This is a genomic window from Kribbella sp. NPDC104218 (genome assembly GCF_055584105.1).
Genome location: NZ_JBVJMQ010000002.1, coordinates 1,471,628 through 1,483,817, shown reverse-complemented (window position 1 = coordinate 1,483,817; position 12,190 = coordinate 1,471,628). Strand labels below are relative to the sequence as shown.

General features: G+C 68.5%; 16 protein-coding genes. 7 read left to right on the top strand and 9 right to left on the bottom strand.

All coding sequences use genetic code 11. The features are described from left to right. Window positions 1-66 precede the first annotated feature (66 nt). Window positions 67-276, top strand: coding sequence for a twin-arginine translocase TatA/TatE family subunit (locus ACZ6ZD_RS22815; protein ID WP_465675203.1), 210 nt, complete (start codon window positions 67-69; stop codon window positions 274-276). Between the two features lie 30 nt (window positions 277-306). On the opposite strand, the gene ACZ6ZD_RS22810 is transcribed toward ACZ6ZD_RS22815, so the two are convergent. The 7 genes from ACZ6ZD_RS22810 to ACZ6ZD_RS22780 form a co-directional block, all read right to left on the bottom strand. Next, window positions 307-639, bottom strand: coding sequence for a sec-independent translocase (locus ACZ6ZD_RS22810; protein WP_465675201.1), 333 nt, complete (start codon window positions 637-639; stop codon window positions 307-309). 73 nt (window positions 640-712) lie between these two features. Further along, entirely contained in the window at window positions 713-1,699 is a 987-nt protein-coding gene (locus ACZ6ZD_RS22805; protein WP_465675199.1) for a ferritin-like domain-containing protein, read from the bottom strand. 302 nt (window positions 1,700-2,001) lie between these two features. Further along, window positions 2,002-2,340 (bottom strand): YnfA family protein, encoded by a 339-nt coding sequence (locus ACZ6ZD_RS22800; RefSeq protein WP_465675197.1) that lies wholly within the window; start codon window positions 2,338-2,340, stop codon window positions 2,002-2,004. Between the two features lie 306 nt (window positions 2,341-2,646). Continuing rightward, window positions 2,647-3,123, bottom strand: coding sequence for a MerR family transcriptional regulator (locus ACZ6ZD_RS22795; RefSeq protein WP_465675195.1), 477 nt, complete (start codon window positions 3,121-3,123; stop codon window positions 2,647-2,649). Beyond that, entirely contained in the window at window positions 3,120-3,476 is a 357-nt protein-coding gene (locus ACZ6ZD_RS22790; RefSeq protein WP_465675193.1) for a hypothetical protein, read from the bottom strand. The genes ACZ6ZD_RS22795 and ACZ6ZD_RS22790 overlap by 4 nt, the downstream gene beginning before the upstream one ends. A gap of 80 nt (window positions 3,477-3,556) precedes the next feature. After that, on the bottom strand, window positions 3,557-3,784 hold the full coding sequence (locus ACZ6ZD_RS22785) for a hypothetical protein (RefSeq protein WP_465675191.1): 228 nt from the start codon (window positions 3,782-3,784) through the stop codon (window positions 3,557-3,559). Window positions 3,785-3,809: 25 nt separating this feature from the next. After that, entirely contained in the window at window positions 3,810-4,013 is a 204-nt protein-coding gene (locus tag ACZ6ZD_RS22780; protein WP_465675189.1) for a hypothetical protein, read from the bottom strand. An 87-nt stretch (window positions 4,014-4,100) separates the two neighbouring features. Between ACZ6ZD_RS22780 and ACZ6ZD_RS22775 the strand changes: the two genes are divergently transcribed. Then, window positions 4,101-4,508, top strand: a complete 408-nt coding sequence (locus ACZ6ZD_RS22775) for a low affinity iron permease family protein (RefSeq protein ID WP_465675187.1) — start codon at window positions 4,101-4,103, stop codon at window positions 4,506-4,508. A gap of 268 nt (window positions 4,509-4,776) precedes the next feature. Here the strand turns inward: ACZ6ZD_RS22775 and ACZ6ZD_RS22770 are convergent, their stop codons facing one another. After that, window positions 4,777-5,217 (bottom strand): hypothetical protein, encoded by a 441-nt coding sequence (locus ACZ6ZD_RS22770; protein WP_465675185.1) that lies wholly within the window; start codon window positions 5,215-5,217, stop codon window positions 4,777-4,779. A 168-nt stretch (window positions 5,218-5,385) separates the two neighbouring features. Between ACZ6ZD_RS22770 and ACZ6ZD_RS22765 the strand changes: the two genes are divergently transcribed. The 5 genes from ACZ6ZD_RS22765 to ACZ6ZD_RS22745 all read left to right on the top strand — a co-directional run bounded on the left by ACZ6ZD_RS22765 (window position 5,386) and on the right by ACZ6ZD_RS22745 (window position 10,709). After that, the gene (locus tag ACZ6ZD_RS22765; protein WP_465675183.1) at window positions 5,386-6,093 is read left to right on the top strand and encodes a FadR/GntR family transcriptional regulator; all 708 of its coding nucleotides are present in this window, start codon (window positions 5,386-5,388) and stop codon (window positions 6,091-6,093) included. A 316-nt stretch (window positions 6,094-6,409) separates the two neighbouring features. Continuing rightward, window positions 6,410-7,612, top strand: a complete 1,203-nt coding sequence (locus tag ACZ6ZD_RS22760; RefSeq protein WP_465675181.1) for a S1 family peptidase — start codon at window positions 6,410-6,412, stop codon at window positions 7,610-7,612. A 78-nt stretch (window positions 7,613-7,690) separates the two neighbouring features. After that, window positions 7,691-8,740, top strand: coding sequence for a zinc-dependent alcohol dehydrogenase (locus ACZ6ZD_RS22755; RefSeq protein WP_465675179.1), 1,050 nt, complete (start codon window positions 7,691-7,693; stop codon window positions 8,738-8,740). 98 nt (window positions 8,741-8,838) lie between these two features. Further along, window positions 8,839-9,678, top strand: a complete 840-nt coding sequence (locus tag ACZ6ZD_RS22750) for a helix-turn-helix domain-containing protein (protein WP_465675177.1) — start codon at window positions 8,839-8,841, stop codon at window positions 9,676-9,678. 11 nt (window positions 9,679-9,689) lie between these two features. Further along, the gene (locus ACZ6ZD_RS22745; RefSeq protein WP_465675175.1) at window positions 9,690-10,709 is read left to right on the top strand and encodes a LysR substrate-binding domain-containing protein; all 1,020 of its coding nucleotides are present in this window, start codon (window positions 9,690-9,692) and stop codon (window positions 10,707-10,709) included. Between the two features lie 19 nt (window positions 10,710-10,728). Here ACZ6ZD_RS22745 and ACZ6ZD_RS22740 read toward each other — a convergent pair whose 3' ends face one another. Next, window positions 10,729-12,183 (bottom strand): aldehyde dehydrogenase family protein, encoded by a 1,455-nt coding sequence (locus ACZ6ZD_RS22740; RefSeq protein ID WP_465675173.1) that lies wholly within the window; start codon window positions 12,181-12,183, stop codon window positions 10,729-10,731. Window positions 12,184-12,190 lie beyond the last annotated feature (7 nt).

Here is a 12,190-nt window from a genome sequence, read left to right as displayed (position 1 = left end):
GTGACTGATCCGGAACGCCTACGGCTCCGAAGACCAGGTAACCACTCAAGACGGGATGGACTGTCGATGCTGACGCTGTTGAATATGCCGCAGGGCGGGGAATTGCTCGTGATCCTGGGGATCGTCGTACTGCTGTTCGGATCGGCCAAGCTGCCGCAGCTGGTTCGTCAGCTGGGCAAGTCGAAGAAGGTCTGGGAGGAGGAGGTCGGCCCGCGCAAGAAGGACGGCGAGCTGACCGACGAGACCACCGCGACGTCGAACCGCACCAGCGATTGAGTCACCGCACACCTGACGGTCGGGGAGTGGTCACGTGGCGTCAGGATCGAACGGCGGCCGCTGACCGGCAGGCAGGCGCGGTGAGTTGTCAGTCAGGACGGCGTCCGCGGCCGAGGGATCCTCGCCGGCCTCGAACAGGTGCTTGCGGACGAAGTTGCGCGGGTTCAGGTCCTGCAGCTCCAGGTCGGCGAACTCCGGTCCGAGCTCGTCGCGCAAGTCGTTCTGGGCCTTACCGACCAGCTGCCGCACCTGCCCCAGCAGCTGTCCCGCGGTCCGGACGAACTCCGGCAGCCGATCCGGGCCGAACACCACGATGGCAACGATCGCGATCACGACGAACTCGAGTGGCCCGATGCCGAACATGCCGGTACCTGCTTTCTGACGTCGAGGAGGTTGGTGGCCGGCCGAGTGAGGACGGCCGGCCACCGGGGTTACATCAGTTGGCGCGGCTGGTGTTGATCGCGCCGTTCACACCGGCCGGGAAGAAGCCGCCCTTGGTGGCCTTCTTCGGGGTCAGATAGACGACGTTCAGCACCTGGTCGGCGCCGCGGCTGAACGCGATGCCGTTCTCGTCGGTCGGCACGATGTTCGTCCGGCCCCGGTACGTCGTCCCCTGGTCGAGGTCGGTCTTGCCGTCCAGGCTGTCCCGGGCGTTCGAGATCGCCACCGACGGCGCCTCCAGGCCCTTCGCGACCAGCGAGGTGCGGATGTTGGCCGCGTGGTACGCCTCCACCGCGAGGATCCCGGCAGCAGCCTCGAGGTAGGTCTTGTTGCTGATCAACGGAGCAGCACCCTTGTACGCCGTCACGCCGACGTCCTCGAAGACGTAGGCGGCGAGCAGGAAGTTGTTCTCGTTGGCGTAGGCGTCGAACTTCTGGCCCGGCTTGATCAGCCCGGCGGCCGTCGCCGCCGCGGTGAACGCCGCGTCGATGTCGATCGCCGGCCGCGCGACCGCCGCCGTACCGAGCGCCTTGCGCAGGAACTTCACGTGCGCCAGCTCGTCGGCCGCGATCTCGTCGGCGTACGCCTTCACGGCCTTGGTCTGGAACTTCACCTTGCGGCCACCGCGCACGCCGCCCGGCTTGCCCTTGCCGTAGACCTCCGCGGCGGACAGGCCGTAGCCACGGACCGCGCGCAGGTAGAACTCCGCTTCCAGGTACTCCAGGTTCAGCGCGAAGTTCAGCACCGCGCCGTCGCTCGGCTGACCCGCCTTGTGCTCCTCGCCCAGGTTCAGGTCGAGATCGAGTCCCAACCCGTTGGTGTCGGCCGACGCGGCGTTGAAGGCGCCACCGGCGAGCAGACCGCCGCCGGCCAGGCCCGCACCAGCACCGACGACACCGGCCGCACGCAGGAACTTGCGCCGATCGACGCCGTTCTCGGCGCTGCGGTCGATCGCATTGCGAATGAACAGTTTGTCGAACATCTCATCTCCGAGATTCGAGTTCCGCCCGGCCAGACAGCCGCGGCGGTACGCCGACGCACGCCTACATCAGACGAACCGCCGACTCTCCGTCTTCGGCACCCGACACCGCCCAGATCGGTCAACTCACGATATTTACGCAATCGTCGAAATCGGCGCGTACTGTTCGCCCAGCAGATCGAGGACGTCGTACCGCTCACCCGGGGTCAGTTCGACGTCCCGGCCGTCAGGGTTGCGGCGCGGCTACGCGCAGTACGTCGCGACCTGGCGGCGACGGGCCTGTCGGTGTCGGCTGAGCTGCGTACTCACGAGGCGCTGCGGGGCGCGTACATGATGACGGCGACGCCGATCAGGCAGATCGCCGCGCCGGCGACGTCCCACCGGTCGGGACGGAAGCCGTCGACGAGCATGCCCCAGGCCAGGGAGCCGGCGACGAAGATGCCGCCGTACGCGGCCAGGATGCGGCCGAAATTCGGATCGGGCTGGAAGGTGGCGACGAAGCCGTAGGCGCCGAGCGCGAGGACGCCGGCTGCTATCCACCAGAGGCCCTTGTGTTCGCGCCAGCCCTGCCAGACCAGCCAGGCACCGCCGATCTCGGCGATCGCGGCGAGCACGAACAACGCGATGGACTTGACGACCGTCATGGACCGACGGTATCGCCTGGCTCAGTGTCGGTCCGGCGGGCATCTCCGGGCGGGACCGGAAGCCCGAGGTCGACCGGCCCGGCCGAAGTGACGCAGCTGGTACGCCGACGATGCCACATCGCCGCAGCGGCGACCACGGCCAATGCGGGCACCCAGGAGGCGCTGGCCAGCGATGCCACGGACAGGCCGCCGAATACAGCCAGCAATGGCCCGGCGCAGCACAGAGCGCACGCCCCGACCACGGCCGCACCCACGGCCGCGACGCGCCGCCATGACCGTCGTACTCCGGTCCTCGGTGGGATGCGGTCAGCAGCCATCGCGGTTTCCCGTTCGATCGGCCAGCGGGAGTACAGGGGGTGGGCCAGCTGCGAGATCAGCGAACGGCAGCGGGCAATGCGGCTGGTGGGCGCAGTCGATCAGGTCATCGCAACCGGCGGCCAAAGCAGTGCGCAGCGCCGCGGCGATGACGGTCAGGTCCGCGATCTTGGCCTCGACCTCAGCCAGCTTTACCTCGGCCCGGCCCTGCAACCCCGCATCCGGACGCCCACCGTGGCGATGCCGGCCCGCCTCCAGCAGGTCGGAAACCTCGTCCAAGGTGAACCCGAGGCGCTGCGCGGCCTTGATCACCCGCAGCACGGTGACCGCCTCCGGCGGATATAGCCGATGCCCGCCCGGGCTGCGCTCCGGAGCGGCCAGCAGTCCGCGCCGCTCGTAGTAGCGGACGGTCTGCAAATTGACCCCGGCCGCCTCAGCGACCTGGCCGCTGCGCAATCCGCCGGTCACGCTGCCAACCCCGCCGCTGCTGCGGCCCGGACCGCCAACGCGTCGAGCACCCCGACCTGGCCCTGTGGCACCGCGACCTCAAGAACCAACGTTCCCGGCGTTGCCGAGTAGGTGAACGTGAAGAAGGAGCAGCAGCTGGTCTCCCGGCCGGTCAGATCCCGTGCGATCGCCTCAGTCTCGGAGTCCAGAAGCAGCCGCAGCTCCGTCGGCGCGTCCCGCTCAAGACCGAGCAGCCCAGTGCGGAACAAGTCGTCGAACTCGGCGGTCCGCAATGGCTGCTCCGCAGTCGGCAACGTGCAGGCCTGCGGCACCCAGCCGGCCGGCTCAGTCAGATCGATCGGTTCGGTACTCATACCTCGACGGTAAACCCGTACCTAGGTATCAGATGCAAGTCTCATCGCAGACCCGATCGACGGACGACGAGAACTGCATATCAGCTCTCGTCGCTCTTGTTCGAGCGCCGGCGAGGGCCGCCCGCCGACCGGATCCCGAGGGCGATGCACGGACCGACGAGGACGCTGAAGATCACCGAGCCCCAGATCGACGACGGAAAGTACGACGGCAGAACCGCCCTGCCGATCAAACTCAGCACGAAGGACACTCCACTACCCCACAGCACGAGCAGCCACCAAGGAGACTCGGAGCTCAAGTAGTTGCGCATTGGGAGGTTATAGCCGACGTACAGGTCACCCCCGCCGACTCTTGCGGTAGTTCAGCAGGCAGCTGACAGAGGTCCCCAGCAGAGCAACCGTTCTCAGCCAGCCTTGCCACCCCGAGTCGAGAATCGCGACGACGAGCGAGACGAGAGCCAGTACGGCGGTGCTGACGCCGACGATCAACAGCAGCCGTAACCGGCGTCCCTCGTGGTTGTCCGTGCTTTCGGTGCGCATCCACCGAAAGCTACCGACGCTCGGGGTCTCACGCGCTCAGTACACTCGCGTCGTCGAACTGGCGCATGCGCACACCGAGGGGCGATCGTGGCGGATGATACGGAGCGGACGGGCGCAGCGCGGACGCGTGAAGTCGGAGACCGGAGGTCGCTGTTCGATCGGTTCGTCCAGGCCGCCTATCTAAGGGTCAGCCAAGCACCGTTCTTCTTCGTCTGCGTGGGCATCGTGGTCGCCTGGCTGGCCAGCCTCCCTTTGTGGGTGGATCTCAAGTCATGGCAGGTGGCGATCCACACCGTGGCAAGCGTAGTGACATTGCTCTTGTTGGTGCTCCTGGAGAACGCCTCGCGGCGCTCCGAGGAAGCTGCTCAGGAAAAGCTCAACGTCATTGCCGAGGCCCTCGGGGCGTTGATGACCTCACAGGCCCGCAACGATCCAGCGCTGCGAGACGCGACCCAGAAGCTCCACGACGCGATCGGCCTCGAGCAACGCCACTGAGAGAACGCTCGCTGGTCAAGAGTTTGCGAGCAGACGTAGGTGCTCGATCATGGTGTCGACCGCGGTCCGAAGAGGCTCGGGATCGCGGCGTACCCGGCTGAGGAGCAAGCCGCCTTGAAAGTCGAAGGGCTGACTGCGGCGGCACGGTCGACGTTCTACCTGGTAGCGGAGATCGCTCCGTTGATAGGTTCGCGTGGCTGCGGTGCGATCGTGAACCTGCTGTGCAGCTGTTGACCAAGGCGTGGGCCGCGGAGTTCGGTCCGGCAGGTCAGGCCTCGTAGGTGGGGTCGAGGTGGCGGGGGAGTAGGCAGCGGCGGCAGCGGGCGCCGTCGGTGAAGTCGTGGTCCCAGCCTTGCCATTGGACGTAGCCGCAGCGAATGCAGAGCTCGATCTCGGTGCAGGTGTGACGCTTGATCGCAGTTCTCGGTGTCGGTGCGGCCGGCAGTTGGTCGCCGGCGTATCTGTGGAAGTCGTGCTGGGTCGAACGTTCTTGTTCGCCGCAGGTTGTGCAGGTCTTGGTGCTGGCGCACGAGGCTGGGTCGGGGCGTTGCTCGGTCCAGTCGTGAATCAGCGCTGAGCGGAGCTCGTGACGGCAGCGCCGGCAACGCCGGACCCGGAGGCACGGGATCGCCTCGTCGGCGACGATCCAGCCGGGCTCCGGGCTGTGCAGGGTGAGGCGGCAGAGCAGCGGCGGGCGGTCGGCGGGCATTCCTGGAGTATCCCTGCGGGAATGCGGTGGGTCCAGTTCCGGTCGGCATCGCGGGGCCGAAAATTCGGGGCGCTGAAGAATTGTCCATGGACGTGACGGGAAATGCCATGCCGTCGGGCAGGTGCGGTCCGGGACGATGATTGTCGCAAAACTCCCCGATGAGGCATCGTGAAATGGAGCGTGATTTTGGGCCCCGAAGCGGACTATGCACGTCTGGCCGGTCGGATCGCGGACGACATTCGTGCTCGCGGCCTGCGGACGGGGGACGAGATCGAGTCTGTTCGGGCGCTGGCCGAGCGCTACGGGGTGAGCAAGCCGCTGGCGCGCGACGCGATCCGCTACCTGGTCGCGCGGGAGATTCTGGCCTCGACCCAGGGGCAGCGGGCGAAGGTCGCGACGCCGTCGGTCGCGGCCTTCCAGCAGATGCTGACGGCGGTCGCGAGCCGGCACGGGTGGTCGCCCGAGCAGGTCCGGCAAGTCCGGAAGATGCTCGAGCTGACGCTTGTCGACGCCGCGGCCACGCGGGTCGCCACCCGAGAGGCGACCGCCGACGAGCTGTCCTGGTCGGTGACCGAGCTTTCCGCCGGCGCCGTCAGCCGCTCGGACGTAGCGACCTACTTCCATCGCTGTATCGCGAACTTGGCTCGCGAACCGGTCGTCGCGCTGCTGCTGGCGATGCTGAGGCCGCTGGTGGCGACGCACCCACCGGTCGAGCTCGATACGCATTATCGGGTTGTACGGGCTGTGCTGGCGGGCGACCGCAGCGCGGCCGGCGTGGCGATGGCCGAGCAGCTTGCGGCGGAGCGGCCGATCGAATCGTCCATACCTGTTGTCGCCGCGGCTATACCTGCCGGTCGCGCCGCAAGAGACGATTGAAACGCCTGGCCGCTCGGCGGCCGAAGCCTGGTGCTCCCTGGCGGACCCGTCGCAGATCCCCCACCGCGACCGGTCCGCCAGGGTCTGTCTGCAGGCAGCTACGGAAATTCCGAAAGCAGCAAGAACAAGCAGTCCGGTAGCAGGCGCTGACTTTGCGAAAAGAATGTCTGCTGTGCGCAAAGTGACAGCCCAGAAGGCTTTCCCTTGTCGGCGCAGAATGACTCAGCGTCCTCTTGTGGTAGCCCTGGGTGGCGCTCAACGATTCTCGTCATGCGGCTTGTGAGGCAGGCCGCCCGAGCGGAATGAGATGTGACTGATGCGATTTCCGACCCGAATCCGCAAGTCTTTCCTCGGTGCGACGCTGGCCGGCGGTCTGGCGGCCGCCGCGCTGGTCCCGATGCCGGCGGCAACCAGTGCTCCGATCCCGGCGCCTGTCGACGGCGTGTACGACGTCCTCGGCAAGAGCTGGGGAGTCTCACCGGCCGAGGCCAAGGTCCGGCTCGACGGAGAGCATGCCAAGGCTGCCGCGTTCGAGACCGTGAAGGCCGGCCTGGATGGCGCCTTCTTCGACAAGGCCGGGCAGCTGGTGGTCAACGTGCACTCGGCCGAGGCCGCGCAGACAGCCCGTGAGCACGGCTTGACGCCGCGCGGCGTCGTGCGCGGCGAGAAGGCCCTGGCCAAGCTGCAGCGACAAGTGCAGGCGCTGGCCGACAAGTCCGGCTCGCTGCAGGTGCAGTCGATCGGCGCCGACCTGCCGACGGACCGCCTGCAGGTCGTGCTCCAGCCGGGTAAGCAGTCCGCGAAGACCGTTGCCCTGGTCAAGCAGCTGAGGGCGATCCCGGGCGTCGACGTCAGCACGAACAGCACCACGCTGTCGATGACCGCGGACGTGATCGGCGGCCAGATCATGGATCTGGTGCCCGGTACCTGGTGCTCGCTCGGATTCCCCGGCACGCGCAACGGCGGCGACAACGTGCTCCTCACCGCCGGTCACTGCGTCGAGGGCAACCCGATCGTGCAGAATCGCTCGGGCGTCCGTCTGGGCGTCGGTGTGGCGACCCGGTTCCGGACCGGTTCGCCGAGTGTCGACATGGGTCTGATGGACATCGACAGCAACAACGTCGGCCGCGGCTACATCGACAATCGCAACGGCCGGACCACCCGCATCACCGGCTCGAGCAAAGCTCCAGTCGGGTCCACGGTCTGCAAGGCCGGTAACACCACTGGCTGGACCTGCGGCTCGATCACGCAGTACAACCTCACCGTCAACTACAGCGGTACGGGCGGCAGTATCACCCGCACCAGCGGTCTGGCCCGCTCGACCGTCTGCACCGAAGGCGGCGACTCCGGCGGCGCCTACATCTCCGGCACCACCGCCCAGGGCATGACGTCGGGCGGTCCGAACGACGGCCACGACTGTGGCTTCAACCGGGGCGCCGCGGCTACCGGCTCCTACTCGTTCTACCAGCCGGTCGTCGACGCGGCTGCGTTCTACGGAGTCACGTTGACCCGAGGCTGACTCTGCAAGCAGCACGGCCCTCCGGCGTCCGGGCCGGAGGGCCGTGGCATTGTCCGAAACTAAGGAGAATCATCAGCGATGAGGCTGGATCACGACCCGCTGGCCCCTTCGGTCCGGCAGGTCTGCTACGCCGGCGCCGGCCGGCTTCTCGACCGGATCGCCACGATGCCACTGCTCGGCCCGGCGGAGGTCCGGGTGCGGGTGGCCTACGTCGGGCTCTGCGGCTTCGACCTCCGGATCCTGGACGGCGCCCTGGACGGCCGGATCTCGACGCCCTTGCCGCTCGGCCACGAGGCCTCCGGGGTGATCGCGGAGATCGGCGCGGAGGTCACCGGCTGGAGTGTGGGCGACCGGGTGACGGTCCTGCCGGTGAAGGCGTGCGGCGGGTGCGTGCCATGCCGGGTCGGTGGCGGGCGTCCTTGTCATCGGCCGATCGTGCTGGGAGCCGACGAGCCAGGCGCGATGCAGGACTCGTGGGTGGTGCCGGCTGATTGCCTGATTCGGCTGCCGGACGATCTCTCGCTGGACCACGGCGCATTGGTCGAGCCGGTGGCCGTCGCCGTCCACGACGTCCGCCGGGCCGCGGTCGGAGCGGGGGAGCGGGTCCTGGTGATCGGCGCCGGACCGGTGGGCTTGTCGATCGCCCTGGTCGCGCATGCGGCGGGCGCGGAGGTCCGGATCGTCGAGCCGGACGCATCTCGTCGTGGACTGGTCGAACTGCTGGGCTTCGGCGCCATCCCGGCCGACAGCCGGGCGCTGGCCGCGGCCGTCGACCGGTGGACGGGCGGCGCGGGGGCGGATGTGATCTTCGAGGCGAGCGGCGACCGCGCGGGGCTCGAGGCGGCGGTCGCGGCGCTCGCTCTGTACGGCCGGTTGTGCCTGGTGGCGGTCCATGCGAGTCCGCGATCGGTCGACCTGATCCGGATCCTCCGCCGCGAACTCGAGATCGTGGAGCCACGGGTGTACGGCCGCGACGATTTCCAGACCGCGATGCGGCTGGCCACCTCCGGCCTGGTGCCGGTCGGCGCGCTGATCAGCGGCATCCGCCCGCTCTCCGAGGCCTCCGCGGCGTTCGACAGGCTTCGGTCGGGCGGCGTCATGAAGTTGCTGCTCGACGCGTCACGCTGACTCCACCCGAGGGCGGCCCGATGGCCGCCTCTTTTTTAAGGCTTAATCCTATAGTATCTATGCTGCTGGATATCTGATCATCAGCGCGGGGAGGCGTCGTGCGGAGCGATCCGATCGTTCGTCCCGAGAAAGTTGTCAAGAGCAACCAGCGGGTGCGGTGCGGCCGGCTTGCGCGCGACCACCGGTACCGGATGACCAGGGCGGGCGGGACGGCTGACTGGCTGCTGCTCGTCACCGTCGACGGCGCGGGCCTGCTCCGCGATCAGGACCGCGAGGTGTTGACCGGGCCGCGGCTGGTCACTGTCGTCGAGCCGTCGGCACCCCACGACTACGGAACCGATCCGGCAGCGGGCCACTGGTCGTTGTGGTGGGCCCATATCGATCCGCGGCCGGAGTGGTTGCCGTTGCTGGACTGGCCGCTGGTCCTGCCCGGCGTCCGGCAGTTGCCGCTGGCCCCGATGGCGCGCACCCGCGCGGTGACTGCCCTAGAGCGCGCGATCTCCGTACAGGACAGCGGTTGCCGGCACAGCGCGCCGCTCGCGGCGAACGCTGTCGAGGAGGCCTTGCTGTGGTGCGACCAGCGGGACGCGAGCAACGCGCGACTGGACCCTCGGCTGCTGACTGTCGTCGAACACATCGAGAACGATCTGAGTCTTCCGCACAGCGTCGCTTCGCTCGCGCGGGTAGGCGGTCTGTCGGCCTCCAGGCTGGGCCAGTTGGCTCGTCTCCAGCTCGGGTGTGGGTTGATGGCGCATATCGAACGGCGGCGGATTACGGTCGCCGGCCAGTTGCTGGCCCACTCGGATCTGTCCGTGGCGCAGGTCGCCCGGCAAACTGGCTTCACCGATCCGCTCTACTTCTCCCGGCGGTTCCGGATGGCGACGTCGCGCTCGCCGAGCGAGTTTCGTCTCCAGGAGGTTGCCGTCGGCGACCGATGACGGAATCGTCCATGCCGACAGCGGTCGATTCCATGGCGACGGCGTCAGCCGTCGTCCACAGTGGAGCCGGCACTGCCGGCGAGACGGTCCGCGCGGCGCGGATCGTGTCGTCACCGGGGCCATGGGAGGCTGCTGGCGTGATCAGCCTGGTACAGCTCGAAGTGCTGCTGAAGGTCGTCGAGTCGCAAGGGTTCTCCGGTGCGGCGAAGACGCTGTACATGAGCCAGCCCGCGGTGTCGAACCACGTCCGGAACCTCGAGAGCGCACTCGGTGTGCAGTTGGTGCACCGGACCCGGCAGGGGGCTCGACCGACGCCGGCCGGCGAGCAGGTCGCGGAGTACGGACGACGGATGTTCGAGTTGCTCGACTCCCTCGAGCAGGCGGTAGCGGAGTACCGGGGGCTGGAAGCCGGGCAACTCGTGGTCGCTGGGACGACCACGCTGGGGACCTACCTGCTGCCCCGCCTGGTGAGCGACTTCTCGCACCGGGCCCCGCGGGTGGCGTGTCAGATCCGGGTCGGCAACGAGGAGACGGTCGAGGGCTGGCTGCTGCGCGGCGAGGTGGCCGTCGGGCTGTGCGTCGACAACCCCCGCGACGAACACCTGCTGGCCGAGCCGATGTTCGAGGAGGCGATGGTCCTGGTCGCCGCAGCGGCGTCGGAGCTGGTCGGGCGCGGGCTCAGCTCCGAAGATCTGGCCGGCGAACGGTTCCTGATGCGCGAGCGAGGTTCTGCGACGCGGCGGCTGCAGGAACGCGCACTGCGGGCCTGGGGACTCGAGACGGCCGAGCAGTGGGACCTCTGGGGCGCCGAAACAGTGAAAGAAGCTGTCTACAACGGTCTAGGGATAGCGGTCTTGTCCGAGCATGCCGCTCGGCGCGAGCTCGAGACCGGGGTACTGGCGCAGCTGACGGTCGAGCCGGCACCGCCGAGCCGCGAGGTGTCCTTGGTCCGGCGTGCCGATCGGGTGCTGACGCCGCCTGAGCAGGCTTTCGTCGCGATGGTCCAGAGCGTTGCGGCCTGGCCGCTCTGAAGCCGGCCAGGCCTGCTGGTCAGTACTTGATGCAGGCGGAGCGCAGATCGGTGTAGAAGTCCCACATCTCCGGTGAGCATTCCGGCGCGCCGAGCTGTGAGGCCTTGGTTCCCATGTGCGGCAGATGCGCATAGGCGCCGACGCCGGGCCGGTTCACGTGCAGCATGCCGGCCTCGAAGTCCTCCAGAGCCTGGAACATGGACGCCGGGCTCTGGGTGAAGATCGTGCCGGACATGCCGTAGCGGACGGAGTTCGAGATCCGCATGGCGTCGTCGTACCCGTCGCAGTCGATGACCGACAGGACCGGCCCGAAGACCTCCTCCTGGGCGATCTCGCTGTTCCACTCCACGTCGACGAGCACGGTCGGGGCGACGAAGTACCCCGGGGTGTCGAGGGTGACCTCGCCACCGCCGCAGGCGATCGTGGCGCCGGCCTCGACTGCGCTCCGGACGGCGTCAAGGCAGGCGCGCTGCCGTTCCAGGTTCACCACCGGCCCGATATCGGCCCACTCCTGGTCGCCGCGGCCGACGCGCATCTCCTGGACCCGGGGGATCAGGCGCTCCAGCAGAGCCGGGCGGATCGAACGGTCGACGACGATCCGGCTGGTCGCGCTGCACCGCTGTCCGCTCTGCCCGAACGCACCGTGCACGATGGCGTCGACGGCCGCGTCGAGGTCGGCGTCCGCGAGCACGATCAGGGCGTTCTTGCCACCGAGCTCGAGCTGGGTTCGCAGCAGTCGCCCGGCGCCCGCCAGATTGATCGCTCGCCCGACCGGGAGCGAGCCGGTGAAGGAGACCCCGGCCACCCGGGCGTCGCCGACGAGCGCTTCGCCTGCCTCGCGATCGCCCTGGATCAGGTTCAGGACGCCGTTCGGCACGCCGGCGTCGGCGAACGCCTGGACCAGCAGGGCCGACGTCCAGGGGGTGAAGGGCGACGGTTTGAGGACTGCCGCGCAGCCGGCCAGCAGCGCCGGCGCAACCTTCCACATCGGGATCGCGAGCGGAAAGTTCCACGGTGTGATGAGTCCGACCACCCCCAGCGGCCGCCGGAAGGTCATCGCCACCGTGCGCGGTTCCTCGGCCGGAGTGGTCACGCCATTCAGCCGCCGGGCCTCTCCGGCGGTGAACTCGAGGATCGCCAGGGCCCGCGAGACCTCGCCGTGCGCCTCGCGCGACCGCTTGCCCTGTTCGCGGGTGATCGCGAACGCGAACTCGTCGTGCCGCTCGGCGATCAGCCGCCCGGCCGCGGTCAGGTACTCGGCCCGCTTGATCGGGCCGAGCGCCGCCCAGTCGGCCTGCGACGCCGTCGCCGCGTCGACGGCCGACCACGCGTCCTTGCCGACGGACTCCGTGAATTCCCCGATCGTGTCGTCGGTATCGGCCGGGTTGAGGTTCGTCCGGACCTGCCCCGAGACCGATGGCAGCCAGGCGCCGTTGACGAAGTTCAGGAGGTGTTCGGATCTGGGCTGTAGCACGGACAGT